Source organism: Novosphingobium resinovorum (assembly GCF_027922145.1).
Taxonomy (GTDB): Bacteria; Pseudomonadota; Alphaproteobacteria; order Sphingomonadales; family Sphingomonadaceae; genus Novosphingobium; species Novosphingobium resinovorum.
The window spans coordinates 1-26218 of the sequence record NZ_BSFC01000031.1 but is presented as its reverse complement, the minus strand read 5'-3'; the positions used below and the strand labels follow the sequence as shown (position 1 = coordinate 26218).

Below are 26218 nucleotides of genomic sequence, written 5' to 3'. Positions count from 1 at the left end.
TCATCGCCTGATCTAGTGAGATTGGCAGACCCAACGGTGGAGTTGAAAGAATTATTGTGAATTTATCCGATAAGATCTTATTTTCTTCGGGCCTGCCGTCACTCGAGTTGCTCGTCGACCTGCCTGCCAAGGTGCTCAAGGGGCAGTCGTCGCAGGTGCCGGCGGATTTCAGTTCTCCGGATTTGGCAGGCTAGATGCAAGTTCTGAGGTGCGCGTGCAGGGTGCCGGTGCGTTCCTAGGCCGCGCAACCGGTCGGTTGGCGATGCGCCCTTTTCGTCGTTCAGGTGACCGGCGGTGCAAAAGGTGTGTTCCGATATAGATTCACGCCGGCGGTAACGGCGCGACCGCAAGCACTACCCCACCGTAGGCGTATGCCGACCCTGCATGCTCGGGCACAATGGCGGGATGCTTGGCTAGCATCGCGGCGGCGACCATCGGGAGGGGCGCGGGCCCAACGGCAAGACCTGCAGCCGAGCGCCGGCGTTTGAGGTGATTGACCTGGAATAATCCAAAAACCCAGCGAAGCCGTTGGCAGCAGCGGTGTCTAAGCCTATTCTGTCGAGGAATGGACCGGATCACTGCTTTACAATTTTTCGTTCGCGTCGTGGAGAGCGGCAGCTTCTCGCAGGCGGCGCGGGAACTTGGCGTCGGACAGCCGGCGGTCAGCAAGCAGGTCGCGGCATTGGAGCGACGGCTCGGAGCCCAACTCCTCAATCGAACGTCTCGGGGGCAGCGTCCCACGTCGGCCGGCGTCGATTTCTACGAAGCAGCCATCCGGTTGTTGAGCGATCTGGAAGACGCCGAGAGCCGAGTAACCCAGGGACAAGGGCGCCCGGGCGGGAGCGTTAGAGTGGGGGTCCCACCGCTACTGACAAGCATGATGATCGTGCCGAAGCTCCCGGGATTTTTCAAGCAATTCCCAGATATCTCCGTCGAATTCGTCGTTTCGGAGCGATATGCCGATCTTGTACAGGAAGGGATCGATTTGGCGATCCGTGTTGGCGCACTGGATAGCTCCGGGTTGGTTGCTCGCCGGATCGGAAGCATGCAAATCGCGACTGTCGCCAGCGTTGAATATCTTGAAACGCATGGGTGCCCGCTTCATCCATCCGACCTCGACAGGCACGAACTCGTGACCAATCGGTATCTAGGAGCAACGAGCGATTGGCTTTTCAAAAACTGCGAGCAGCAAACTCTGTCCCCAACAGCCAGGCGCCTTAGCTGCAATAGTCCAGCGGACATACATGCTGCTGTACTCGCAGGTATAGGCATCGCTCAAAGCGCGCGGGGTTTGTTTGATCCAGTCCTTCAGTCAGGGAAGGTCGTTGAAGTGCTGGCGGATTTCGTCCCTGATCCATTTCCCATTCACGCGCTCCATGCAAGCGGGCGCGTACCGCGGCGGGTTCGTGTCGTGAGCGATTTCATCGAGCAATGCCTTGAGAAGCAACCAAGCCTCCGGCTGATGTAAGCTATTCCACCTTGGAATAGATTGTAGTCCTGTACACCAACTTCTGCGCGGCTTCCGCACTGCCTAACTGCCGCGACGGACCGCGCGCGCAGACAGCCGTAGCGGGAACGCAACGGAGTACAGTTCATGAAAGAGAAGATGATCGCCCTCGTAACTGGGGCCAACAAGGGACTTGGCCTACAGGTCGCCAAAGAGCTCGTTCATCACGGTTATATCGTCCTTGTCGGATCCCGTGATCTGGCGAACGGACAGGACGCCGCGATTGAAATCGGGGAAGGTGCGATCGCCATACAGCTCGATGTCACCGATGCCGCAAGTATCGCGGCCGCATCGAACCGTATCAACGAGGAATTCGGCCGGCTCGACGTCTTGGTCAACAACGCAGCGATTGGCCAATCAGGCCGCTACGAGTCTGCTCAGGAGATCGTAGCGGCAGGCCATGCGAGTGTGGCCGAATTGGACGAAATCCGTGTGCTGTTCGAGACTAACGTGCTGGGTGTGCTTGCAGTGACGCAGGCGATGCTGCCACTCATTCGAACGTCGCCTGCGGGGCGCATCATCAATGTGTCGAGCGCGCTGGGTTCTCTGACGCTCATATCCGACCCTGGCTTTCCGTATCGCTCCTATTTTGGTGCAACATACCCTGTCTCCAAGACGGCGCTCAACGCTATTACCCTAGCGATTGCCGTGGAATTGGAAGGCACCCCGATCAAGGTTCGGGCGGTCAGCCCCAGCTTCACGGCGACAGCAATCAACGACTTCATGGGAACGGACACCGTTGAAGTCGGCGCGCGGCCGATTGTTCTCGCAGCCTTGGACATGGAAAGCCCGACTGGAAGTTTTACCGGGCCGGAAGGCGCTCTTCCCTGGTGAACGGACGCCAATCTCTGGGCGCTTGAAGTCGGCGCGAAGTGATGACGGCGAGCGGTGGCCCGCCGTCATCGGCGTATCACACCGCACCACTTGGTCCTGTTCAGCGATCGGCGGCCACGCCCTGGTTTCCGTCAGAACACGAACTGGAATGCCGCGTCGTGGGCCAGCGCCGACCCCAACACAGGCTTGTCCCTTTCGCCAAAGTAAATGCCGGTTCGGCCCGACTGATCGGTAAGAACGTCCACAATGATGCGCCCCGCCCGCCTCGGCATGCTGCTGCCGAAGGAAGAGCTTCCGATCCTGAGCATCAGCGCAATCTGTCTTGCGAGGCGTGCGCGGTCGTTCAGATATCCGAGCGGTTCGCTTTGCCTTACGGCTTGTCGCCATTCCTATGAGGATCAGCGAAGGCGGCATCGCAGGCGGGCGCACGGTTGGAATACGGGATCGGCACCCACGTAAATCCGGCTCCGACCTGTTGGATATGCCCGATCGCGGTATCCGCCACGCCCAGTTCGAAGGCATGGCCGTGCAACAAGTTTATAGCCTTCTTCCGGCCCGCTTCGTCATAGGAGAGACGAAGCCCGGGTGCCGCCCGATCGAACAGCGATGGCGCCAGCACTTCGTATCCGGCGGCAGCCAGCCGGTCGCATTGCTTCTGGATATGCTCGGTCAGGCCGAAGATTTCCTGCAGGAGCACTATCCCTCCCAGACGAGCGCCTTGCGGCGCCGCCCGGTAGGTTTCGACCGAGGCCCCATTGGCCATCGTCACCTTGATAAAGTCACCCATGATGGTGCTCCCCGCACGAAGCAGTCGCGATGGGCTGGCGCCTCACCACGGCTGCACCTCGGCGCCATGATAGAAGCTGCCATGCGGACCGGCTTCATCCATCAGGGCGAGCGCGATGCTCGTCTCGGCACCTTGCTCAGGCGTCATCTACCGCAGCTTCGCGGGCCGAGGGATCACTGCGGGCGGGGGAGGGGTGTCGGCGGATGATCTCCTACATCCAGGAAGGGTCGCCGGAACCGGCTTCGAGGCGGCCTATCCGCTGATCGTCAAGGTCACCGATATGCTGGGGTTTCCGGAGTTCTTCGGCAACTTCGTCGCCATCGTCGTCCTGCTGATCTGCTGGGTGCTGGTGGTCCTCGCGTTCTTCATTCTTGCCATCCAGCTGTTCGTCACGATCATCGAGTTCAAGCTGACCGCGCTCGCCGGTTTCGTGCTCGTGCCGTTCGCGCTGTGGAACAAGACCAGTTTCCTGGCCGAGCGGGTTCTAAGAAACGTCATATCGTCCGGCATCAAGGTCATGGTGCTGGCCGTCATCGTCGGGATTGGCACCACCTTTTTCGATCAGATAACGAGCCTTGTCGGTGACGATCCGGAAATCGCCGAAGCACTCACGCTGCTGATGGGGGCCCTGACGCTCTTCGGTCTCGGGATATTCGGACCCGGGATCGCTTAGGGTCTCGTATCCGGTGCTCCGCAACTGGGCGCGGGCGCGGCGGTCGGTGCTGCCGCGGGCGCAGCTATTATGACTGGCGGCGCGGCGCTCCTCGGCACACACGGTGCGATGATGACTGCGCGTGGCGGCATAGGCGCTGTCCAATGTCACCGGTTCCGACACCCCAGAACAGATGATGATTCATGCTTGGGGGCTACGTGCCCGCACATTCGGGCCAAGCAGTGACGCTTGAAGCGATCCTTACCCAGTACGGTCTTGCAGCCCTGTTCCTCGGCGCGGGCATCGAGGGCGAGACGGTGGTCGTGCTGAGCGGAGTCATGGTCCACCGTGGCCTGATCGCATACCCGGCGGCCATCGCGGCCGCAGCACTCGGGTCCTTTATCGCGGACCAGATCTTCTTTGCCCTCGGCCGCAGGTTCCGCGACCATCACTACGTTCAGCGCGTTCAGCAAAAAGCCGCCTTCCGTCGCGCTATCGATGTGTTCGAGCGGCGGCCGGTGCTGTTCGTGTTCGGGTTCCGCTTTCTCTATGGTCTGCGCATCGTCAGCCCCATCGCGATCGGCACGACCGCGCTTCCCGCCACCCGCTTCACGGTTATCAACGCATTGGCGGCTATGGTCTGGGCGACGGTTTTCGTGTCCCTTGGCTACCTGTTCGGTCAGGGCATCGAGGCCGCTTTTGGCCGCGTCCGCGATGTGGGCCATGTTCTGCTCCCCGTACTCGCCGTGCTGCTCCTCGTCGGCCTCGCCGCATACTTCAGGCACCGCAGGAACGAGGTCAGAGCAGAGGACTGACGAGACGAGCGAGGTTCTCGCAGAAACGGGAGAGACTGGAGCGATCACGCCATTCCTCCAGCAATAGCTGGTCGCTTCGGTCGATGTATCCGCGTTGGACATTTGCGAGAGGCCCAGCGGAGGCCTCATCATGCAGGATAAGGCTGATCTCCGCATTCAGCATGAAGGAGCGAACATCGGCGTTACTGGATCCGATGACGGCGATGCGCCCATCGATCGATAGGTTCTTCGCGTGCAGCAACCTGTCGCGGTAAAGGTGGAGGCGCACGCCCGCCTCAAGCAGTTCGCTATAATAGGATCGCTGGGCAAGGTTCACGAGCCGCTGGTCTACGACACGCGAAACGACGAGGTCGATTACGACGCCGCGTGCGACCGCGTTCTTGAGTGCGGTCAGCAGGGCTTCGTCGGGGATCAGATAAGGCGAGACGATGGTGATATTCTCTTGCGCCTCGTGAACGAGTTCGACGAGCAATCGCTCATAGCCCGGCATGCGGTAGTCCGGGCCACTCGGCATCGCCTGTAACTCTGAGGCGCCTGTGACGTCGGGGACGGACAAGGCCGCGATCGTCTGTCCGGTCTCAAGGAACCAGTCGCTGGCAAAGACAGCATCGAGCGCGCAGACGACCGGGCCTTCGACCCGGGCGACGAGTTCGTCATTGACGATCCCTGGTTTGAAATCACGGTTCACGATATTCTGCGATCCGACAAAAGCGACCCTTCCGTCGATCAGGCACAGCTTGCGGTGATTGCGCAGATCGCTTCGCGCACGGCGCAGCGCTGCGAAGCGAACCGGCAGAACCAGCCGGGCGGTGACGCCTCGGTCCGCCAGCATCGCCAGACTGCGCTTTGCCCAGGGGCGTGAGCCCAGCGCATCGATCAGCACCCGGACATCGACGCCGCGTGCGTGTGCGCGGCCAAGGGCGTCTGCAACTTTCTGTCCCGTCCGGTCATCGGCAAAGATGTAGGTCACCAAATGCACCCGAACATGGGCTGCATCTATCGCAGCCACCATGGCGTCGATCGTGCCGTCATAGTCCTCGTGCAAATTGAGGGCGTTGCCACCGCAGCTTGGGAAACCGCCCAGAGATTGTGCAAGCACGGCCGTGCGCGACGGCGCTCTTTTGCTGCTCGTCAGCGCCTGCGCAGCGCTCTCCCGCTCCGGTGCCGCACGCCTGAAGCGATCCCGGCGCCAGGACGGGAACGCGGCGCGGCCGATCAGGCGATACAGGATGAAGGCGGGCACCGGCAGGAACAGCACCAGAAGCAGCCAGCTGCGTGCCGCTTCTGGCGGACGTCGCAGCGGAATGACCACCACCATAATGAGCCGGATCGCCCATTCGAGCAGCAGGTAAGCGAGCGTCAGGTTCGGGATGGAGATCATCGCGCGATGCTACCTGTCTCTGCTGCGTCGTGTCGATGCGCCGATCGCCCAATGCTCGAGCTGCTTGTAGATGACTACTCTCGGCATCAAGCCGAAACATCGTGGCAAAGGCGCTGGCAAGGCTGCCGCCCAGCTGCACAGCCGCACAGCCGTGCCTTCGCGCCCGGCCGAACCGCCGAACAGGTGCGTGACAACGGTGCCGAGGAAGCTCAGCGGCGCCATGCGCAAGGGCACGCCGCCGCCCGGTTCATGGACCTGCTCGACGATCAGGTTGTTGCCGCCTTCGACGCTGCGACCGAACAGATGATAGAGCAGGCCGACTGCGAACCCACCGACCGGTAGGAGAAACAGCAACCATGGATGCGCAAAGCGCGTGCGCGTGGCAACATCCAGGCTCCAGAGGAAGGCCGCGCAAAGGCTGCCCACCGTCGCCGCCATGGGAACTAGCACCGCCAGCCAACGCAACACGGACAGGGCATGGTCATGCTGGCCCCTGACAACGGCTTAGGCGTTCAGGTTCGACAGCAAAATTGCGAATTCAGCGCGCACGATTCCTCCTTGTTGCGAAAACGCATCAGGTAGGAATCATCAGCCCGAAGGCGGTTCGGCCGAAGCCCGGCGGAAATCCATCGCCTTGGCAGCGCGTATCGTATGGCGAATGCCTTTGATCAAGCAGCGGTGCATGCGGAGGTGGGACTGTACGACAGCTTCATGCAGCCCTTGCACTGGAACCCGTGAGGCCATCTAATTGCCAGTCTTGAGTATCTATAAGAAGGAACGCTGCCAGTCCGTACTTGGGAGCATAAAATTGGCTGCTGAGCGTCTCATAAGGGTCGTTGTCCGTTCTCCGGCGAAAGCTTTAGGCGAAAATCCTTAGGTGTCACGTTCCCCATTGCTGCTGGCCCCGTGTGCCCCCGTGATTAACACGGGGGGATGGCGCCTGACCGCGCGGGCTTACTGCGCTGCCTTCGTCTCGGTATCGAGCCGCTTGACAAGTTTTTCGAGCTCGTTGGCATTGAGAACCCATGTCCCCGGGTCTTGCGGCCTTCGCGGAACACGGGCCGCGTTGGCAGGATGCGTGCCTGCTCGTTGGTGAAAGGCTTGAAGAGCGAGAAGTGCATGGCGCATTCGAGGAGCAGTCCGATCACCGGCGTCCTGCCATCCGGATCGATCATGGTCTCGGACTGGTCCCAGAAATGTTCATCATTGGGCGCGGCTATCGCTGATCATCACGAATTCAAGGGCTGAATGCCGACACCCGCGCGCATCCCTTCTTCGGCATTTTGTTTTAGCACACGCAGTGATCGCTTGATGATCGGCAAAACGTTTGATAGCGAAACAGTGTGTTCAAATAAGAGACTCAATCAGTATGGCGATTGAACTGGTAGATCGGACGATCTTGGTCAGCGGCGGCGCACGGGGCCTGGGAGCGGCTTTCGCGCAGGCTTGCGCAGAAGCTGGCGCGCGTCTCGCAATCGCGGATATCGATGGCGAGGGCGCCGCCAGCACCGCGCAGCAACTTCGCGCGAACGGTTGCGACGCCGAGGGCTTCGCGGTGGATATCGCCGATGCCGATTCCGTCACTGCGCTCTCGGCCGAAGTCGAGCGGCGCATGGGCGGGATCGACGGGCTGCTCAACAACGCTGCGCTGGCAACCGGTATCGGTGGCAAGACCTTCGAGGAAATCGACATCGATCAGTGGGACCAGGTCATGCGCATCAACGTGCGCGGCACCTGGCTGATGACCAGGGCTTTCGCGCCCATGCTGCGCCGTTCCGCCAAGGGCGGGCGTGTGCTCAACATTGCCTCGGACACTGCACTCTGGGGCGCGCCGCGCCTGTTGCACTATGTCGCGAGCAAGGGTGCGGTCATCAGCATGACGCGCTCGCTCTCACGCGAACTGGGTGAGGACGGGATCACCGTCAACGCGCTTGCGCCCGGTCTCGTGCGGGTACCGGCGACCGACTACGTGCCCGAGCAGCGCAAGCAGTTCTACGTGGACGGCGCCGCGATTCGCCGCCCGCAAGTGCCGCAGGATACCGTCGGCGGGGCCGTGTTCCTGCTCAGCGATGCCAGCGCGTTCATTTCAGGACAGATCTTGCCGGTGAATGGGGGCCTGATTTCCGCTTGATCGCTTGATTTCTCCAATATTTTCAGCGGCCGGCGTAGCGATGCGTCGGCCGTTTCTGTGCGCCGGGTTAAGCGCCGCCGCGACGGGGCGCCGATCACAAAGACCATTGACAAAAACTGCATTTGACGGTTTGATTGCAATACAAACACCGTTTGAAATACGAAACAAACGTCGCATCACAGGTCAGGGAGTTTTCCATGTTCAGCCGCAGTGCATTCACGAGTTCCATGCTGGCGATCGCCGTCGCCGCTTTGCCGCACGTCGCCGCCGCGCAGGATGCGCAGGCGCCCGCCGCCGAGAACGAAGGCCTGGGCGAGATCGTCGTCACCGCCACCAAGCGTTCGGAAGACTCCCAGAAGACCGCCACCGCGCTGCAGGTCTTCACGCCTGACCAGCTCAAGAAGAACGGCATTGCCGACGTCTCGGGCCTGACCACGGTTTCGCCCAGCCTCAACATCGGCGCCAGCTCGGGTGCGGCGTTCCTGTCGATCCGCGGCGTCGCCAGCCGCGACTTCACCGAGATCGGCGACAGCGCCATCGCGGTCAGCATCGACGACCAGTACCTGCAGCGCCCGACCGGCATCAACGCCAGCTTCTACGACCTGGAGCGCATCGAAGTGCTGCGCGGCCCGCAGGGCACGCTCTACGGCCGCAACGCAACCGGCGGCGCCGTTAACATCATCACCAAGAAGCCGACAGACCAGCTTGAGGGCTACGTCTCGGTTGAGGGCGGCAACTACGACACGATCAACGCCGACGCCGCAGTCAACATTCCCATCGCACAAGGCGTCGCGATGCGCGCCTCGGCGGTCTCGCGCTACAACGACGGCTTCCGCAACAACGGCGATGCCGGTCGCGGCGACAGCACCAACGTCAAGGGCGGCCGCCTGCAGTTCCTGCTGACGCCGACCGATCGCCTCAAGGTTCTGCTGAGCGGCGACTACATGCACCTAGGCGGTTCGGGCGCGGTCTACGACGGCGTCAAGCTGACCACCGTGAACGGCGTCGTCACCACCACGCCCAAGGACAAGGCCGGTGCGGCGACCCACTTCGATCTGAGCACGCGCGGCAAGATGGATACCACCAACATCCGCGCGCTTGGCCGCGTCGACTACGATCTCGACTTCGCGACCGTCAGCTCGATCACCGGCTACATGAAGCAGGACCTGTTCAGCCGCTGGGACAACGACGGCCAGGCCGACAAGTACTACATCTATACCCGTGACGAGGTGTCCGAGGACTTCAGCCAGGAGCTGCGCATCGCCTCGAACAACAAGTCGGGCTTCATCTGGCAGGCGGGTCTCTACTACTTCAACGAAGACCTGACGCTCGCCAACTTCTTCGACAACGACGTCAGCGGTTCGCCGGTCAACCTGCGCGAATACCACTATGACGTGACCACCCGCTCGAAGGCGGCGTTCGGCCAGGTGTCGTACGACCTGCTCGACAACCTGCGGGTCTCGGGCGGCATCCGCTATACCGAGGACATGAAGAGCCGCAAGGGCTACAGCTGGGTCGGCAGCCTGACGCAGGACACCAGCGACGGCGTTGCCGAGCGCACCTACGGCACCGACGATACCCGCGCGAAGTGGACCAAGGTGACCTGGCACGGCGGCATTGACTACACGCTGACCCCTGAGAACATGATCTATGCCAAGGTCGACAGCGGCTACAAGTCGGGCGGCTTCAACAACTTCGGTCTGGGCAACTACGATCCCGAGACGCTGATCGCCTACGAACTCGGCTCGAAGAACCGCTTCTTCGACGACAAGCTGCAGGTGAACCTCAGCGCCTTCTGGTATGACTACAAGGACCAGCAGGTCTCGCAGGTCATCGGCGCCGACACGATCGTCGTCAACGCCGGCAAGTCGCGCATCAAGGGCATCGAGGCGGAAACCGTCGCCGCGCTGTTCGCGGGCAGCCGCATCGACTTCTCGGTCACTTATCTCGACGCCAAGTACCGCGACTTCTGCACCAACAAGACCACGGCCGGCGTCTGCACCGTGGATTACCAGGGCAACTACCTCGTCCAGTCGCCCAAGTGGTCGATCAACGCCGGCATCCAGCAGAGCTTCGCGGCGCTGGGCGGCGAGTTCACCGCACGGGCGCAGACGCAGTACCGTTCGGAACAGTGGATGAGCTACTTCAACCGCTCTACCGAACGCCAGGGTTCATACACCCGCACCGACCTCAGCCTCGAGTACGTGCCGGATAACACGAACCTGTCGGTCCAGGCCTATGTCCGCAATCTCGAGAACAGCGTCGTACTGACCGAGGCGGCGCAGAGCGGCCTCTACGGTGCCATCCGCAGCCAGTACGCGCCGCCGCGTACGTATGGTGTTCGCGCGACCTTCCGCTGGTAAAACGGCGAGGGGGCGCGGCGCCTACCCATCCTCCTCCCAACTGCCGCGTCCCTTTCTTTCCTTACCTTCGGAGATCACCGATGCCGCGCATGACGTCCATCCTCGCCCTTGCTCTCGCCACGCTGGCCGCTCACCCGGTGGCGGCGCGCGAGGGCAAGGCGCAGCAGCCCGAGATCGGCACCCGATCCGCGCCGGTGCTGACGGTGGACGGCCTGCGCTTTCGCGACCTCGACCGCAGCGGCCGCCTCGATCCTTACGAGGACTGGCGGCTGCCCGCGGCGAAGCGCGCTAAGGATCTGACCGCGCGCATGACCGTGCCCGAAAAGGCGGGCATGATGATGCATGCGGTGAATTCGGGCTATTTCGGCGCGGGCGGCACCGTGCTCGACCAATTGGCTCCGCCGCCTCCCGGCGCGCTCAAGCCGCCGGTCAACGTGACGGGCGTGCCCGGCTTCGACCGCGCCGACAAGCCGAGCCCCCGCGATCTCATTCTCAATCGCCATGTGCGCTATATCATGACCTCGCCGGGCGGTTCGCCCGCCGATGCCGCGCGCTGGGCCAATGCGCTGCAGGAGATGGCCGAAAGCGCGCGCCTGGGCGTGCCGATCGTGTTCAGCGCCGACCCGATCCACACCACCAACCGCCTGCCGGGCGGCGCGCTGCCGCCGCCGGACCGGGTGAAGATCACCTCCAGCTGGCCCGACATGATCGGCCTTGGCGCCGCCCGCGATGCGGCTCTGGTCCACCGTTTCGGCGAAGTCGCCTCCGCCGAACTGCGCGCGATGGGCTTTCGCATGGTTCTCAACCCGATGGCCGACGTGGTCAGCGAGCCGCGCTGGAACCGTATTCCCGGCACCTTCGGCGAGGACGCGAAGCTGAACGGCGAACTCGCCGCGCAGTTCATCCTCGGTGCGCAAGGCACGAAGCTGGGCCCCGACGGGATCATGGCGACCGTCAAGCACTTCCCCGGCGACGGACCGGTGGAGCACGGGCTCGATCCGCACAATCCCTACGGCAAACGGCTGGTCTATCCCGGCAAGCTGCAGAAGCTGCACTACGAGGCCTTCGCGCCGTCGTTCCGCGCAGGCGTGGCCTTCGCGATGGGCAGCTATGGCATCCCGACCTGGACCGACACCGTCGCCTCCAGTTTCTCGCGCAAGGTTATGACCGACCTGCTGCGTACCAAGATGCACTTCAAGGGCGTGGCCATCACCGACTGGATGCATGCCCAGCCCTGGGGTCTGGAAGACCAGCCGAAGATCGAACGCGAGCGGCGCATGGTCTGGGCGGGGATGGACCAGCTCGGCGGCGAGCACGAGACCTCGTACATCATCGACCTCGTCAGGCAGGGCAAGCTGACCGAAAAGCGCATCGACGTCTCGGTGCAGCGCGTGCTCGAACCGATGTTCGCGATGGGGCTTTTCGAGAACCCCTACGTCGATCCCGAAGCTGCGCTGCGCGTGGTCAAGGCGCCCGAATACGTGGCCGAGGGCGCGCTGGCACAGCGCAAGTCCATCGTCCTGCTCAAGAACGCGGGCGACGTCCTGCCGCTGGCGCCCGGCAAGAAGGTGGCGCTGGAAGGCTTCGCCGCGACGCCCACGGCGCTGGCGGGCAGCGTGACCGATGCTGCCAAGGCCGACGTCATCGTCGTCAAGGTCAACGCGCCTTATGCCGACAACAAGACCGGGCAGGCCTTCTTCGTGCGCACCCATGAAGGTACCCCCGTCTTTGCGGGCGCCGACAATGCCGATGAGCTGGCGATGATCCGCAAGGCCGTCGCCACCGGCAAGCCGGTCGTCGTGGCCATGAGCATGGAGCGTCCAGCCGTCCTTGCCGAATTCATCGACACCGTGCCCGGCATGATCGCCACCTTCGGTTCGGGCGACGACGCGCTCGCAGATGTGCTTACCGGCGCTTTCAACCCCACGGGCAAGCTGCCCTTCGCGCTCCCCGCCGACGCTGCCTCCGTCGAGCAGCAGGCGGAAGACGTGCCCTTCGATTTCGCGGCTACCGCGTACCCGTTCGGCTTCGGCCTTTCCTATCCTCCCCGGAAAAACTGACACCATGGAAGTGATCGACACCCCAATGACGCAGACCGCAGCGACAACCGAGACGCAGACCACCGTTGGCGCCCTGATCGCGCAGCTGCTGGCGCACTGGGGCGTCAGCCATGTCTTCGGCGTCATCAGCATCCACAACATGCCGATCCTCGATCCGCTGGGCGAGCAGGGCGCGATCCGCTACATCTCCGCGCGCGGCGAGGCCGGCGCGCTCAACATGGCCGACGCGCATGCCCGCGTCACCGGCAACCTGGGCGTCGCCTTCACCAGCACCGGCACCGCAGCGGGCAACGCGGCGGGTGCGATGGTCGAGGCGCTGACGGCGGGCTCGCCGGTCATGCACATCACCGGGCAGGTCGAACTGGAGCACCTCGACCTCAACCGCGCCTACATTCACGAGGCACCGGCGCAGATGCAGATGCTGGGCGCGGTGTCGAAGGCCGCCTTCCGCATCACCTCGCCCGATCAGGTGGTCGAGACGATGCGCGCCGCCGCCGAGGCCGCGCTGTCGGCGCCCACCGGCCCGGTTTCGATCGAGATCCCGGTGGACGTGCAGGCTGCAGCCATGCCGATGCCCGCCGTGCTGCCCGAACTCTCGCCCAGGCGTCCCGCCACCGATGCGGCAAAGATCGCCGCGCTGGCGGGCATGCTCGCCGCCGCGAAGAAGCCGGTGATCCTGCTGGGCGGCGGTGCACGCGGCGCCGAGGCCGAAGCGACCGCGCTGGCCGACAAGGGCATCGCCATCGTCACTTCCACCAATGGTCGCGGCGTCGTCGCCGAGACGCACGCCATCTCGCTGGGCGCGTTCAACTGCACGAAGGAAGTGCAGGCGCTCTATGACGAGGCCGACCTGATGATCGTCGCCGGTTCGCGCCTGCGCGGCAACGAGACATGGATCTACAAGCTGCGCCTGCCTGCCAAGGTCGCGGTGATCGACGCCGACGAGACCTCGGACGGCCGTAGCTACGCCAACGACCTGTTCATCCACGGCGACGTCAAGGCGACTTTCGCGGGCCTGCTCGAAGCGCTGGGCGACAAGGCCTACGACGCCGCATGGGGTGAGACCATCCGCGCCGCGCGCGACGTGATGCACGCCGCCATGCGCAAGAGCCTGGGCGCCTACGACCGCCTCGTCGACGAGATCCAGGCCCGCATCCCCGCCGATGCGGCATGGGTGCGCGACGTGACGATCTCCAACTCGATGTGGGGCAACCGCTTCCTGCAGGTCGGCAACACCCGCGCGGGCGTCCACGCCGTCGGCGGCGGCATCGGGCAGGGCCTGCCGATGGCGATCGGCGCGGCCTTCGGCACGCCCGGCGGCGCCTATGCGCTGAGCGGCGACGGCGGTTTGACCCTGTGCCTCGGCGAACTCGCCACGCTGGCCGAGGAAGACCCCGACGTGACCCTCGTGCTGATGAACGACAAGGGCTACGGCGTGATCCGCAATATCCAGGACGTCGAATACGGCGGCCGCCGCCACTACTCGAACATCCGCGTGCCGGACTTCGCGATGGTCGCCGCCTCGATCGGCCTGCGCCACGAGAAGGTGAGCGACATCGCCGAAGTCGGCGCCGCGCTCGACCGCGCGCGCGCAACGCCGGGCGCCGCCATCGTCGAGATCGACATGCTGGCGATCGGCGCCTACCCGCAGGCCTTCGCCGGCCCGCCGCGCAAGGACTGAGCATGGCGAGCATCGCACCCCCGCGCATCGGCCTGATCGGCGACGGCGGCATCTCGCGCGCCGTGCGCGAGGCGCTGGGCGGGGCCGCGCCGATCGTCGGCATCCTCGCGCGCTGCCCGCGCGAGGGGCTGGACGAGGCGCTGCGCGTCGAGACCGTGGCCGACCTGCTGGCCCGCGCCCCCGACGTCATCGTCGAGTGCGCGGGGCACGAGGCGGTGCGCGCCTATGGTGCCGACGTGCTGCGGGCCGGGCTGTCCCTGATGATCGTCTCCACCGGCGCGCTGGCCGATCCGGCGCTTGCGGAAGCGCTGTCCGCAGCGGCCGAGGAAGGCGGCGTACAGCTCGTCCTCGCCTCGGGCGCGATGGCCGGGATCGAGGGGCTTTCCGCCGCGCGTCTGGGCGGGCTGGAGCGTGTGCGCTACACCGGCCGCAAGCCTGCGCTGGCATGGCGCGGCACGCCTGCCGAAGATCTGCTCGACCTTGCCGCGCTGACCGAACCTGCGGTGTTCTTCCGGGGCGATGCGCGTGTAGCCGCGCTGACCTACCCGAAGAACTCCAACGTCGCGGCCACCGTGGCGCTGGCGGGCATCGGCTTCGACCGCACCGAGGTGGAACTGGTCGCCGATCCGACGATCGCCACCAACGTCCACGAACTGAGCTTCGAGGGTGCCGACGGCTCCTTTGAAGTGCGCATCGCCGGGGCGCCCTCTGCGGCCAACCCCAAGACTTCCGCGCTGACCGCGCACAGCATCGTGCGCCTGCTTCACGGCATGGCCGCACCGATCGTTATCTGAGAACTTGTCAGGACTTTGGCCATGACCCAGCTGCTTTCCCCCGCCGACGTCGACTTTTCCGAAATCTGCGTGGGCGGCCTGTTCGGGCCGGGCAGCGGCGGCACCGCGCGCAGCATCGATCCGACCGACGGCACGCTGGTCGCCGATTACGGCACCGCCGGGCTGGACAATGTCGAGGACGCGGTGGCGATGGGGCAGGCTGCCATGGCCGATCCGGCGTGGCGTAATCTCAAGGCCCATGAGCGCGCCCGCGTGCTCTACCGCATCGGCGACATGATCGAGGCTCATGCCGACGCGATCGCCGCGCTGCAGACCCGCGACACCGGCAAGACCCTGATCGAAACCCGCGCCCTCGCGATGTCGGCGGCGGGCACCTTCCGCTATGTCGCATCGACGCTCGAGACGCTCGACGAGGACCTGACGCCCTCGCGCGGGCCGTGGGTGACGATGTCCGTGCACGAACCGCTTGGCGTGGTGGCTGCCATCACGCCGTGGAATTCCCCGATCGCCAGCGACGCCCAGAAGGTCGCACCCGCGCTGGCGGCGGGGAATGCCGTGATCCTCAAGCCCGCCGAGTGGACGCCGCTGGTCTCGCTGTTCTTCGCGCGGCTGGCCTACCGCGCCGGTCTGCCCAAGGGGCTGCTCTCGGTCCTGCCGGGGCCGGGCCGGGTGATCGGCGATGCGCTGGTGCGCCACCCGCTCGTCAAGAAGGTCTCCTTCACCGGCGGCACCGTCACCGGCGTGCGCATCGCGGAAATCGCGGCGAGCAAGCTGATGCCGGTCTCGCTCGAACTCGGCGGCAAGTCGCCCACCATCGTCTTTCCGGATGCCGACATCGAGGAGGCGATCGCGGGCGTGCTCTACGGCGTGTTCAGCTCCACCGGGCAGTCGTGCATCGCGGGTTCGCGCCTGTTCGTGCATGAAAGCATCCGCGAGGAGTTCGTCAGCCGCCTCGTCGAGCGCGCGAAGGCGCTGCGCATGGGCCGGGGCGATGCGCCGGGCACGCAGATGGCGCCGATGATCCACCACCGCCACCGCGACCATGTCGCCGCGATGGTCGATGCCGCTGTGGCCGCAGGCGCGCGCGTGCTGTGTGGCGGCGAAGTGCCGCAGGGCGAATTCGCCGGGGGCGCGTGGTATCCGCCGACGATCCTCGACACCGTGACCAACACCGACACCATCTGCCGCGAGGAAGTGTTCGGCCCGGTGCTGGCGGTCCTGTCGTGGCGCGACGAGGAAGACCTCGTTTCGCAGGCCAACGACAACGAATACGGCCTCGCCTGCGGTATCTGGACGCGCGACTACAAGGCCGCCTGGCGCATCGCGCGCCGGATCGAGGCGGGCACGGTCTGGATCAATACCTACAAGCAGTTCAGCTCCTCCACGCCGTTCGGCGGCGTGAAGGACAGCGGCCTCGGCCGTGAAAAGGGACGGCACTGGATTCAGGCCTACATGAACCAGAAGGCGATTTACTGGGGAATGTCCGAAGAACCCATAGGCTGGGGTTGATCCAGGGGTAATTGCCGGTCAAAGACTTCGGCTCCTGTTTAATAGTCGAGACACGATGACCCAGCCCGAAACTTCGCCGGATATCGACGAGCGCTACATCGTGCCCGGCCTCGTCAGAGGCTTGCAGGTTCTGCAAAGTTTTACCCGCGAACGACAGGAACAGACCGTCGCCGAAGTGGCGCGCCAGATCGGCGCGACCCGCTCGACCGCGTTCCGGCTGGTCTATACGCTTGAATATGCAGGCTATCTGCGCCGCATCGCGGACGGCAAGCGCTACCAGCTGGGCAGCCGGGTGCTGGAACTGGGCTACAGCTTCCTTGCGGGCAAGGATCTGATCGAAGTCGCCAACCCGATCCTCGCGCGCCTGCGCGACGATACCGGCACTTCGACGCACCTGGTGGTGCGGGAAGGGCGCGACGCCGTCTACATCGCGCGGTTCCAGGGCAACACCAGCCTCATCAGCGCCGTCACCGTCGGCTCGCGCCTGCCCGCGCACGCCACCGCGCCGGGCCGCGTGCTGCTGGCGAACATGAGCCTGTCCGAAGTCGTCGCGCTCTACGAGAGCTTCGAGTTCACCAAGTACACCGATGCAACGCCTGACAGCATGGGCGATCTCGTCAGCCTCGTCGAAGGCGACCGCAAGCGCGGGACGGTGGTGAGCTGGGGGTTCTACGACAGCAACGTCGCCAGTGTGGCGGTGCCGGTCTATGACGCATCGGGCGAAGTGGCGGCGGCAATCTCGATCAGCTGCCCGATCAACACTTTCGACCGCGAGACGTTCGAGGGCCGCATCTCCACGCAAGTGGAGCGCGCGGGCATGGAGATTTCGCGTGGTCTCGGATACCGCGCTGGCATCTGACGCCTTCGGCCATACCGTTCGGCCACCCCGCCCGGCACCGGGGCATTGCGACGGTGCCGGGCGCGGCCGGCTTTAGTGGAAGAAGAACCATAGCAGCAGAATGACGGGGATAGGAACGCCGATCAGCCACAACAGGATACCCTTGCCCATGTCCGTTCTCCTTTATTTCTCAGGACAATGGACCACTGCTATCTTAGTTCCGCCCCGGTCCCGCTCCTGACCGCATCGCGCAGCCTCCGCAGGAACTTGAGCGTGGCCGCCGATGGATCGTCCGCCCTTTCGTGCAGCACGCGGATACCCCACTGGCTCAGCACCATCTGCTGCACCGGATCCTGCTTGGGGGAGAACACGAAGGACGGCGGCCGATCGCGCTCTCGTCCCGATTCCTGCCACATCTGCCACAGCCGGTAGAGCAGCATGCGGATGTTGAGGTCCGACATGCTGTAGCCCAGGAACAGCAGCGTGCGGCCCATCGCGTCGGCCTTGAACTTGATGTCGAGCGGGGAGTCGAACGCCAGGCGGCGGAAGTAGTCGGTTTCGGCCAGGACCAGCGATTCGTCATCGTCGAAGTCGCCATGGAACTTGACGATCTGCGGCAAGCCCCGCTCGGCGTTGACGATGTCGCTGGTGTTGGCCACCTTCACGAACTCGCGCCCGTGGGCCTGGTAGGCGATCTCGAGGTTGTTGTCGTAGTTGGTGGTGTAGACCAGCGGGAAATCGAGATCGACGATGATTTCGTGGATCTCCGATTCCCGCACCTTGTCGCTGCAGACCGACCAGGTGCGGTCCATCCAGCTGCGCAAAGGGCCGATGCTGCCGTTCTTGAGGCGGTAGTATTCCGATAGCGTCTGGTAGGACCAGCCGGACTGGTGCGGCATGTCCTCCAGCCCCAGTTCGCGCTTCATGTGGTCTATCAGCTCGTGCCACGAAGGCAGGCCGACGCTCATCGAAAGGCCGGCGCCGGCGAACAGCAGGACGCGCCGGTCCCGCACCGCCGCCGCAAGCTCCTCGAAGCTGGCGACGATCATGCCGGTACCGGCTCGCGCTTCATCACCGGCAGCATCGCCAGCGCGCAACAGGCCGCTGCCATCAGGCCGGTGGCGATGGCCATCACGGCGCCGTAGCCGCCGCTGGCGTCGCGCACGAAGCCGAACAGCGCCGGGCCGATCGACGAGCCGACGAGGAACGCAGCCAGCAGGTAGCCGTAGATCGCCGCGAAGGCGCGCTGGCCGAAGTAGCGGCTGATGAACAGGGCGATGACGTCGCTCTCCGCGCCGAAGCCTAGGCCGATCGTGAGTGCCACCATGACCAGCAACCCCATACCCGCATGCGCGCCCACGCTCACCGCCAGCACGAAGCCCAGCGCCGAGCAGGCGAAGAAGGCGATGGCGACGCGCGGCACCGGGAAGTGGTCCGCCAGCCAGCCCACCAGCACGCGGCCCGCGATCGTCGAGAGGCCGTAGGCCGAGGCGACGGCGGCGGCCTGCCCAGTGCTGAGCCCGTGGTCGAGCGCCAGCAGCGAGATATGCGGCACGATCCCGGTCAGCGCCACCGAGCCGAGCAGGATCGCTGCCGCCATCAGCGCGAATTCGCGGGTGCGGCGCGCTTCCGCCAGCGTCAGGCCGGCGAGGGTGGCGGTGGAGGCGAGGGTGGCGGTCACGGCAGCTGGACGTGCCAGCGCCAGGTTGCAGAGGAATGGCACCGTCATCACCAGCAGCGCGAGCGCCGAAAGCGCGACTCGCCAGTCGAGGGCGGAGAGCAGGGCGCCCGCGATCAGCGGCATCACCACGTAGCCGACGCCGAGGCCCGCCGCCGCGATGCCAATGGCAAGGCCGCGATGCTGCACGAACCAGCCGGTGATGAGCTTGGAATAGCTGATGCTCTGAGTCGCCACCGTCGTTGCACCCCATGCGAAGGTCACGGCGTACAGCAGCGGCAGGCTTCCCGCCAGATAAGCGAGCGCCGGGAACCCGAGGGCCAGCGCGGTCATTGCCGGGAAAAGCAGGCGGCGCACGCCATGCCGGTCGAGCAGCGATCCCGTCAGCGGCGAGACGAGCACGCCCGCGACGTTGAAGAAGGTCAGCGCCAGCATGATCGCGCCCCGGCTCCAGCCGTGTTCGGATACGAAATGCGGGGCGAACAGGCCGAAAGTGCCGAAGATCATCGGGCCGGGGCTGAAGGCGAGGCCGATCACCGCGGCGACGAGCACGCGCCAGCCGGGATAGCCCAGGTTCGATTCCGCAAGTGCGGAGCCGTCAGATGTCATGGATGCGGCCCTCATGTATCATAATTGAGACGGATTATTCCTATGTCAAACATATCGCCTTGCAAAGCCCGAAATCGGAGTCTCGAAACCGGACGCAATCAGCCCCGCTTGACAGGGACGCTTCGTTGCGGCACCAATCCCATATCGTAGACAATGGTTCGTATATCAAACATGAGGGTCGCGATGCGGTACAATCTCTATCTCGCCGAAACCGGCGACGCCAAAGGCGGCGGTCGCTTCATCGAAGAACCCGATCAGGTGGACAACTTCGTCTTCCAGACGCGCGGCGGGCCGCTCGATCCGTTCGAGCAGGCGCTGTCGCAGGCCCTGACCGCCGCGTTCGATGCTGGCGCGTTCGAGTTCCCCGAACTCGTCGCCGCGCTCAATGCCGGCGGCAGCCGCGCGCCTGACGGCGCCGCGTGGACCGAGCCGACGCTCGATGCCGAACTCGATCGTCTCGGCCAGGCGCTGTTCCAGCCCGTTTCCGGAGACATCGCAGCATGAACGCTCCAACCAAGATCGCCGCCAGCGCGCGCCTGAATGAAGGTTTGCGCGAGATGTGGTATCCCGTTGCGCCCAGCTGGATGCTGCAGCAGGCGCCGCTGGGCCTCACCCGCCTGTCGCAGCGCATCGTCCTGTGGCGCGATGCCGATGGCGGCGTGAAGGCGATCGACGACCGCTGCCCGCATCGCGGCGCACGACTGTCGATGGGCTGGAACCTGGGCGACCGCGTAGCCTGCTGGTACCACGGCGTCGAGGTCAACGGCGAAGGTCGGATCGAGGACATTCCCGCGCTCGCCAAGTGCGTGATGAAGGGCCGCCAGCTCAACCGCGCCTTCCCGGCGGTGGAACGCGCAGGCGCGATCTTCGTCTGGTTCGGCGAGGGTGAGCCTGCGCCGCTCGAACTGCCTGAGGAAATCTCCGGCGGCGAATGGGCCGACATCCTGTGCACCGCGCACTGGAAGTGCAACTGGCGCTATGCCGTGGACAACGTCATGGACCCGATGCACGGCGCGTACCTCCACGCCCAGAGCCACTCGATGGCTGAAGGCGACAAGACCGCGACCATGCGCGCGCGCGACACCGAGTCCGGTTTCGTCTTCGAGAAGACCAACCAGACCGGCGTGAACTTCGACTGGACCGAAGTGGGCGTGACCGGCGCGCTGTGGCTGCGCCTGTCGATCCCCTACGGCAAGTCGGCAGGGCCGGGCGGCTCGTTCGGCATCGTCGGCATGGTCGTGCCGGTGGACGAGACCAGCTGCCGCGTGTTCTTCTGGCGCTGCCGCAAGGTACAGGGCTGGTCGCGCAATGCATGGAAGTTCCTCTACCGCGCGCGTCTGGAATCGCTGCACTGGGACGTGCTGGAGCAGGATCGCCTGATCCTCGAAGGCATGGACGACAAGGCACGCGAGCAGGAAGCGCTCTACGCCCACGACGGGGGCATCGTGCGCCTGCGCCGCATGCTCGACCAGCTGGCAGCGGCCGAAGTTGCCGGCGCGTCCGAGCCTGCCTGCGAGCACGAGCGGGCCTGAGCCCATGCCCGAGTCCTCCCTGGAACGCGGGATCAGGGTGCTGCGCCAGTTCGGGCGCGAGCGGCCCCGGCTGGGCGCCGCCGATCTGGGCGCGGCGCTCGGTATCCCGCGCTCCAGCCTGCACCGGCTGCTGGCCGAGATGGTCGACATGGGGCTGCTGCGGCGCGATGGCGACGGGCGCTATGCGCTCGACGCCGGGGTGCTGCTGCTGGGGCACGAATTCCTCGCCTCGCAGGATGTCGTCGCGCTGGCGCGGCCGGTGCTGGAAGCGCTGAGCGCGAGCACCGGCTGGACCACCAACCTGGCGGTTCGGCAAGGCGCCTCGATCCTCTACCTCGTGCGCTGCAGGGGCGAGGGCGCGGTGACCGAGAACGTCTCGGTCGGCGCCACGCTGCCCGCCCATGCGACCCTGATGGGGCGCGTGCTGCTGGCCGGGCTGGACGGCGCGGATGTTGCGGCGCTCTACGAAGCCCACGTCTTCGGCGATCGCGGCGATGCGGTGCCTTCCTCGCTGCAGACCTTGCTGGAGCAGCTTGAACGGGACCGCGCCGCCGGGTGCCTGGCCAGCGACGGCTATTACGAGACCGGCCTTGCCGTCGTCGCCGCGCCGGTGCGCGAGCGGGGCGATCGTCTTGCCGCCGCGATCAATGCTACCCGCGCGGGCGCCAGCGCCGCCGAGGCGGTGCGCGTGCGCGCGGCGGTGATCGAGGCGGCCGATACCATTTCTGCGCTGATGGGCGGATCGCCCGCAGCGCGCTTCAATTCCAATGGAGAACGGGCATGGCCCTCCACGACAGCAGCCTGACCGGCATCGAAGCGGTCCAGTTTTCGACCACCGACCTTGCCGAAGCCACGCGTTTTCTCGGCGACTGGGGCCTGACCGACGTAGGCAGCGATGCCGCCTGCCTGCGCTACGTCACCCGTGACGGCGCCGAAGTCGAAGTGCGCCACTTTGACGATCTGGCGCTGGCGCCGGGCGTGGAAGAGGGCGCCTCCCTGCGCGCCGTCACCTGGGGTGTGACCGACGAGGCTGCACTTGCCGCGCTGGCGCTGCGCCTCGGCAGCGATGCCGCGCCGGATGCTGACGGCCTGCTCAGCATCAAGGATCCCACCGGCTTCACTCACCGCTTCCGCGTGCGCCAGCGCGGTGAAGCGGTGGCCGACCTGCAACTGGTCAACGGCCCCGGCCGCGCCAATCGCGTGGACAGCCGCTCGACGGTCTACACCAGGCCCGCGCCGATCGGCATCGGCCATGTCGTGCTGTTCATCGAGGACCTTGACGCGACGCTGGATTTCTTCACCAAGCGCCTCGGCTTCGTGGTTAGCGACAGCTATCCGGGGCACGCCGCGTTCCTGCGCTGCCGCACGCCGGGGCCGCACCACGATGCCTTCGTGCTGCGCCGTCCCGGCAAGCCCGGCGTCAACCACGTCGCCTTCACCGTGGGCAACATCCACGAAGTCTTCGGCAGCGGCCTGTCGATGAGCGCGAAGGGCTGGACCACCGATATCGGTCCGGGGCGCCATCCGATCTCGTCGGCCTATTTCTGGTACTTCCGCAGCCCGATGGGCGGCTCGTGGGAGTTCTACGCCGACGACGACTACTGCACCGCCGACTGGGTGCCCAGCGAGTTCGAGCGCAAGCCCGAACTGTTTGCCGAATGGGCGATCGCGGGCGGCATCGACGGCAATACACGGCGCCAGGCACGCGGCGCCTGATCTCGAAATCTCAGGAGGAACAGTGATGGAAGACACCGCAGCGCCCGCCCGCAACAAGATCGTGCACGAGGGCAAGACGCTTGCCGAATGGGTCGACAGCCGCCTGGCGCGCTACGAGACCCGCAAGCTCGACTGGAACGCGCTGAAGTTCCAGGCCGACTTCGATCCCAAGTACAAGCGCGCCCAGATGCGCTACGTCGGCACCGGCGCCACCGGAGTCGCCAACGACACCAACACCGTCGCGGCCGAGCACTTCACTTTCTCGACGATGGTGCTCCCCGCAGGCTGCGAAGGCCCGCTCCACCTCCACGACGATGTCGAGGAAGTGTTCTTCATCCTGAAGGGCAACAAGGTGAAGCTGATGTTCGAGGCCGAGGGCGAATATTACGAGACCTACGTGCGCGAGCGCGATCTCGTCTCGGTCCCGGCGGGCATCTATCGCGGCCTCGTCAACGAGGGCATCGAGGAGGCGCTGATGATCGTGTGCCTGGGCACCAACGTCCCCGAGACGCCGACCTACCCGCCCGAGCACCCGCTGTCGCAGGTGAAGCGCCCTAAGCCGATCAACGCGGACAGGTAATGGACCTCGCGCCGCCCGATCTCTCCGCGCGCCTCGACGCCATCGCCCCGCTGCGCGAAGGTGCCGGGTTCAGCTGGCGCGAGGCCGGAGAGGGCACGCGGACGCCGCTCGTGCTGCTGCACGGCATCGGCTCCAATGCCGGAAGCTGGGGGGGGCAGTTCGAGGCGTTCGCCGCCGAGCGGCGGGTGATCGCCTGGAATGCGCCGGGCTACGGCGGCAGCGTGCCCTTGCCGGCCGCTGCTCCCGTTGCGGGGGACTATGGCGGGGCCTTGTGGCGCCTTATGGACCACTTGGGTGCCGCTGAGTGCATCCTTGTCGGGCAGTCGCTGGGGGCGATCATGGCGACGGCGGCGGCTCGGATCGCGCCGTCGCGGGTGGCGGCGCTGGTGCTCGCCAGCCCGGCGACCGGCTATGCGGTGCCCCCGGGCACGGACCTTCCGGAGACGATTTCGCGGCGGATTTCCGACATTCGCGAGCTTGGCCCCGAAGGCATGGCCGAGCGCCGCGCCATGCGCCTCGTCACCGACAAGGCCTTGCCCGAAGTGCGTGCGCTGGTGCGCAGCGCGATGGCATCGGTGAACCCGGACGGCTACGAACAGGCAGTGCGCCTTCTCGCCGCCAGCGACCTTCCGGCGCTGCTGGACGGCGTGTCGCTGCCCGGCATGGTGCTGTGGGGTGGGGAAGACGTCGTGACCCCGCCTGCCGGCTGCCGCCGCATCGCCGAAGCCTTCACAGGCGCACAAGGCATTGAAATACCGGGGCTTGGTCACGCCTTTGCGACCGAAGGCCCGTTGCAATTCAACGAGGCGATCCGGCCGGTCCTGGCCGCCGTCGATCGCGCAGGAGGAAACTGAAGCTATGGATCTGGGTCTCGCAGGCCGCGTCGCGGTCGTCACCGGCGGATCGTCCGGCATCGGCCTCGCCACCGCACGCCGTTTCCTCGACGACGGCGCGAGCGTGGTGATCTGTGGCCGTGATCGGGAGCGCCTGGACAGCGCCGTCGCGCAGCTTGGCGGTGGGGATAATCTCCATGCCGAAGCCTGCGACGTGCTTGATCCCGAGGCCGTGCAGCGCCTTGCCGAGAACACGGTCAGTCGCTTCGGCAAGGTCGATATCCTCGTCAACAACGCCGGGCAGGCGCGCCTGAGCACGTTCGCCAGCACGCTCGACACGGACTGGGACGCGGAACTGAAACTCAAGTTCTTCAGCGTGATACATCCAACCCGCACGTTCCTGCCGTTGCTTCAGGCCAGCGATGCGGGCGCGGTCGTGGTCGTCAATTCGCTGCTGGCGCGCCAGCCGGAACCGCACATGGTCTGCACTTCCGCTGCGCGGGCTGGTGTACAGAACCTGGTCAAGTCGCTCAGCGTCGAACTGGCGCCCAAGGTACGGGTGAATTCCATCCTCATCGGCACCGTCAACAGCGGCCAATGGGAACGCCGCTACAGGGAGCGTGCGGCTCCGGGCGTCACGTACCAGGAATGGCTGACCGGTCTCGCGCGCGAAAAGCACATCCCGCTGGAGCGCTTCGGGGAACCGGAGGAGACGGCAGCGGCGATCGTATTCCTGGCATCTCCGGCTGCGGGCTTCATTACGGGCGCCGCGCTGGAAGTGGCCGGCGGCGTTTCGCGGTTCGCATGATGTGCTTCGCTCTCGGCAGGCGCAGCCGTCGACGGGCGCTCTGCATGCTGGGCGTCGCCGCCGCCATACTCGGGCAGCCTGTGCTTGCCCAGCCCGATGACAAGGTCACGTACCTGTTGCCCGCGCCCAGGGAGGCGATCGTGCTTGCCCCGTTCCTGCTGGCCGAGCAGGAGGGGCGCTACCGCCGCGAAAAGCTGGACGTCCGGTTCGTCGTGGTTCCGGGCGGCTTCAACGTCGGCGAGGCTCTGGCGCGCGGCGAAGGCGATCTCGGCGGCGCCAGCGGCGATACGCCGATCCTGCTGCGCGCGGCGGATCTGCCGGTCAAGGGCATCGCGCTGCTGGGCCGGCATTCTTTCCTCACGCTCGTCACCCGTCACGACAGCTTCGAGACGTCGGGTAGCTTCGAGGGCAAGGCCATCGATGTGCCGTCGCTGAAGGACACCTCCTACTACGCGGTGCAGAAGATGGCAGAGGGCTCGTCCGGAAGCTCCCTGCGGATCAGCACGCAAGCGCGTCCTCCGGCCGAACTGATCGCCGCGCTCGGTTCGCGCCGCATCGATGGATTCATCGGGACGGTCGACTGGGGCGTGAAGGCCGAACGCGAGGGCGTCAGGCTCGACTACCGGGAACTGGATGCGATCTATCCGGCGATGGCGCAGGCGATCATGGCGTCGGAAACCACGATCGCGGCGAAGCCGAAGGTCCTGCGCAGGTTCGTGCGTGCGACCCTGCAGGTGATCCGGCAGATTGCCCGCGACCCGGAGGGGGCAGCGATGCGCTATGAAGCTGCAGTCCCCTCCAGCGGTTATAGCCATGCCGAGATCGTGCGTATTTTCGGGTTGCTCGCCACACATGTCTACGGTGATCTGAAGTTATTGGGGCGTTACGACGAGGCGACTGTTCGCTCCGCCGAAGGCGAACTGTTGGAACGCAAGCTGGTGATACGTCGTCGGTCGGCCTCTGACTATTTCACAAACTCGGTCGTCGGGCGATAACGTGGGAAGCAATTTGCAAGACACGGTGGCGGGCCTTAAGACGAACGGCAACGGCAGAGCCGACGTCGTCATTGTGGGAGCGGGACATGGGGGAGCGCAGTGTGCGCTCGCCCTG

The 26218-nt window shown here is 65.4% G+C and carries 24 protein-coding genes, 2 pseudogenes and 1 riboswitch; of the genes and pseudogenes, 20 read left to right on the top strand and 6 right to left on the bottom strand.

The annotated features are described in order from the left end of the window. The first annotated feature begins 565 nt into the window (after positions 1 to 565). Both PKE80_RS20040 and PKE80_RS20035 read left to right on the top strand, forming a co-directional pair. A complete protein-coding gene (locus PKE80_RS20040) occupies positions 566 to 1468 on the top strand; it encodes a LysR family transcriptional regulator (RefSeq protein WP_271184040.1) in 903 nt (300 codons plus the stop codon). A 126-nt stretch (positions 1469 to 1594) separates the two neighbouring features. Continuing rightward, complete coding sequence (locus tag PKE80_RS20035; RefSeq protein WP_271184039.1) at positions 1595 to 2341, top strand: SDR family NAD(P)-dependent oxidoreductase; 747 nt, start codon at positions 1595 to 1597, stop codon at positions 2339 to 2341. Between the two features lie 131 nt (positions 2342 to 2472). Here PKE80_RS20035 and PKE80_RS20030 read toward each other — a convergent pair whose 3' ends face one another. Beyond that, a complete protein-coding gene (locus PKE80_RS20030) occupies positions 2473 to 2649 on the bottom strand; it encodes a hypothetical protein (RefSeq protein WP_271184038.1) in 177 nt (58 codons plus the stop codon). Between the two features lie 62 nt (positions 2650 to 2711). Next, positions 2712 to 3128, bottom strand: coding sequence for a dienelactone hydrolase family protein (locus tag PKE80_RS20025; RefSeq protein ID WP_271184037.1), 417 nt, complete (start codon positions 3126 to 3128; stop codon positions 2712 to 2714). A gap of 142 nt (positions 3129 to 3270) precedes the next feature. On the opposite strand from PKE80_RS20025, the pseudogene trbL reads away from it, so the two are divergent. Together trbL and PKE80_RS20015 are read left to right on the top strand one after the other, a co-directional pair. After that, a pseudogene (gene trbL / locus PKE80_RS20020) lies at positions 3271 to 3945 on the top strand (P-type conjugative transfer protein TrbL); the annotation flags it as partial. Positions 3946 to 4022: 77 nt separating this feature from the next. Beyond that, on the top strand, positions 4023 to 4595 hold the full coding sequence (locus PKE80_RS20015; RefSeq protein ID WP_271184036.1) for a DedA family protein: 573 nt from the start codon (positions 4023 to 4025) through the stop codon (positions 4593 to 4595). Here PKE80_RS20015 and cls read toward each other — a convergent pair. Together cls and PKE80_RS20005 are read right to left on the bottom strand one after the other, a co-directional pair. Beyond that, positions 4579 to 5976 carry a cardiolipin synthase gene (gene cls, locus PKE80_RS20010; RefSeq protein WP_271184035.1) on the bottom strand — a complete coding sequence of 466 codons (1398 nt, stop codon included), beginning with the start codon at positions 5974 to 5976 and terminating at the stop codon, positions 4579 to 4581. The genes PKE80_RS20015 and cls overlap by 17 nt on opposite strands. Positions 5977 to 6049: 73 nt before the next feature. Beyond that, positions 6050 to 6450: pseudogene (locus PKE80_RS20005) on the bottom strand (chloride channel protein); the annotation flags it as partial. A gap of 98 nt (positions 6451 to 6548) precedes the next feature. Next, positions 6549 to 6619: riboswitch (Fluoride riboswitch) on the bottom strand. 382 nt (positions 6620 to 7001) lie between these two features. Here PKE80_RS20005 and PKE80_RS25355 point away from each other — a divergent pair. From PKE80_RS25355 to PKE80_RS19965, 8 genes are all read left to right on the top strand, one after another. After that, positions 7002 to 7202 (top strand): hypothetical protein, encoded by a 201-nt coding sequence (locus tag PKE80_RS25355; protein ID WP_370424469.1) that lies wholly within the window; start codon positions 7002 to 7004, stop codon positions 7200 to 7202. Positions 7203 to 7345: 143 nt separating this feature from the next. Further along, complete coding sequence (locus PKE80_RS19995; RefSeq protein ID WP_069709617.1) at positions 7346 to 8107, top strand: SDR family oxidoreductase; 762 nt, start codon at positions 7346 to 7348, stop codon at positions 8105 to 8107. Positions 8108 to 8304: 197 nt separating this feature from the next. Further along, positions 8305 to 10470, top strand: coding sequence for a TonB-dependent receptor (locus PKE80_RS19990; protein ID WP_271184034.1), 2166 nt, complete (start codon positions 8305 to 8307; stop codon positions 10468 to 10470). A gap of 80 nt (positions 10471 to 10550) precedes the next feature. Then, complete coding sequence (locus tag PKE80_RS19985; RefSeq protein ID WP_271184033.1) at positions 10551 to 12530, top strand: glycoside hydrolase family 3 protein; 1980 nt, start codon at positions 10551 to 10553, stop codon at positions 12528 to 12530. 10 nt (positions 12531 to 12540) lie between these two features. Then, positions 12541 to 14211: a thiamine pyrophosphate-binding protein gene (locus tag PKE80_RS19980; RefSeq protein ID WP_271184032.1), complete on the top strand. Its 1671-nt coding sequence runs from the start codon at positions 12541 to 12543 to the stop codon at positions 14209 to 14211. A 2-nt stretch (positions 14212 to 14213) separates the two neighbouring features. Beyond that, entirely contained in the window at positions 14214 to 15005 is a 792-nt protein-coding gene (locus tag PKE80_RS19975; protein ID WP_271184031.1) for an aspartate dehydrogenase, read from the top strand. 21 nt (positions 15006 to 15026) lie between these two features. Continuing rightward, positions 15027 to 16514: an aldehyde dehydrogenase gene (locus PKE80_RS19970; protein WP_271184030.1), complete on the top strand. Its 1488-nt coding sequence runs from the start codon at positions 15027 to 15029 to the stop codon at positions 16512 to 16514. 55 nt (positions 16515 to 16569) lie between these two features. Further along, positions 16570 to 17373 carry an IclR family transcriptional regulator gene (locus PKE80_RS19965; RefSeq protein ID WP_211151866.1) on the top strand — a complete coding sequence of 268 codons (804 nt, stop codon included), beginning with the start codon at positions 16570 to 16572 and terminating at the stop codon, positions 17371 to 17373. Between the two features lie 188 nt (positions 17374 to 17561). On the opposite strand, the gene PKE80_RS19960 is transcribed toward PKE80_RS19965, so the two are convergent. Next, positions 17562 to 18401, bottom strand: coding sequence for an SIR2 family NAD-dependent protein deacylase (locus tag PKE80_RS19960; RefSeq protein ID WP_271184029.1), 840 nt, complete (start codon positions 18399 to 18401; stop codon positions 17562 to 17564). Then, positions 18398 to 19639 (bottom strand): MFS transporter, encoded by a 1242-nt coding sequence (locus tag PKE80_RS19955; protein WP_271184028.1) that lies wholly within the window; start codon positions 19637 to 19639, stop codon positions 18398 to 18400. The genes PKE80_RS19960 and PKE80_RS19955 overlap by 4 nt, the downstream gene beginning before the upstream one ends. A 183-nt stretch (positions 19640 to 19822) precedes the next feature. Here PKE80_RS19955 and PKE80_RS19950 point away from each other — a divergent pair, with 183 nt between their 5' ends. Genes PKE80_RS19950 through PKE80_RS19915 form a run of 8 tightly spaced genes read left to right on the top strand, consistent with a single transcriptional unit; the run spans position 19823 to position 26103 of the window. Continuing rightward, a complete protein-coding gene (locus tag PKE80_RS19950) occupies positions 19823 to 20143 on the top strand; it encodes a recombinase-like helix-turn-helix domain-containing protein (RefSeq protein WP_271184027.1) in 321 nt (106 codons plus the stop codon). After that, entirely contained in the window at positions 20140 to 21171 is a 1032-nt protein-coding gene (locus PKE80_RS19945) for a Rieske 2Fe-2S domain-containing protein (protein ID WP_271184026.1), read from the top strand. The genes PKE80_RS19950 and PKE80_RS19945 overlap by 4 nt, the downstream gene beginning before the upstream one ends. Before the next feature lie 4 nt (positions 21172 to 21175). Then, on the top strand, positions 21176 to 21976 hold the full coding sequence (locus PKE80_RS19940) for an IclR family transcriptional regulator (protein WP_271184025.1): 801 nt from the start codon (positions 21176 to 21178) through the stop codon (positions 21974 to 21976). After that, the gene (locus tag PKE80_RS19935; protein ID WP_271184024.1) at positions 21952 to 22887 is read left to right on the top strand and encodes a VOC family protein; all 936 of its coding nucleotides are present in this window, start codon (positions 21952 to 21954) and stop codon (positions 22885 to 22887) included. Before PKE80_RS19940 ends, PKE80_RS19935 begins: the two co-directional genes overlap by 25 nt. Before the next feature lie 25 nt (positions 22888 to 22912). Next, positions 22913 to 23467 (top strand): cupin domain-containing protein, encoded by a 555-nt coding sequence (locus PKE80_RS19930; RefSeq protein WP_271184023.1) that lies wholly within the window; start codon positions 22913 to 22915, stop codon positions 23465 to 23467. Further along, complete coding sequence (locus PKE80_RS19925; protein WP_271184022.1) at positions 23467 to 24321, top strand: alpha/beta fold hydrolase; 855 nt, start codon at positions 23467 to 23469, stop codon at positions 24319 to 24321. Before PKE80_RS19930 ends, PKE80_RS19925 begins: the two co-directional genes overlap by 1 nt. A gap of 4 nt (positions 24322 to 24325) precedes the next feature. Then, positions 24326 to 25108 (top strand): SDR family oxidoreductase, encoded by a 783-nt coding sequence (locus tag PKE80_RS19920; protein WP_271184021.1) that lies wholly within the window; start codon positions 24326 to 24328, stop codon positions 25106 to 25108. A gap of 44 nt (positions 25109 to 25152) precedes the next feature. Next, on the top strand, positions 25153 to 26103 hold the full coding sequence (locus PKE80_RS19915; protein ID WP_271184020.1) for an ABC transporter substrate-binding protein: 951 nt from the start codon (positions 25153 to 25155) through the stop codon (positions 26101 to 26103). Positions 26104 to 26218 lie beyond the last annotated feature (115 nt).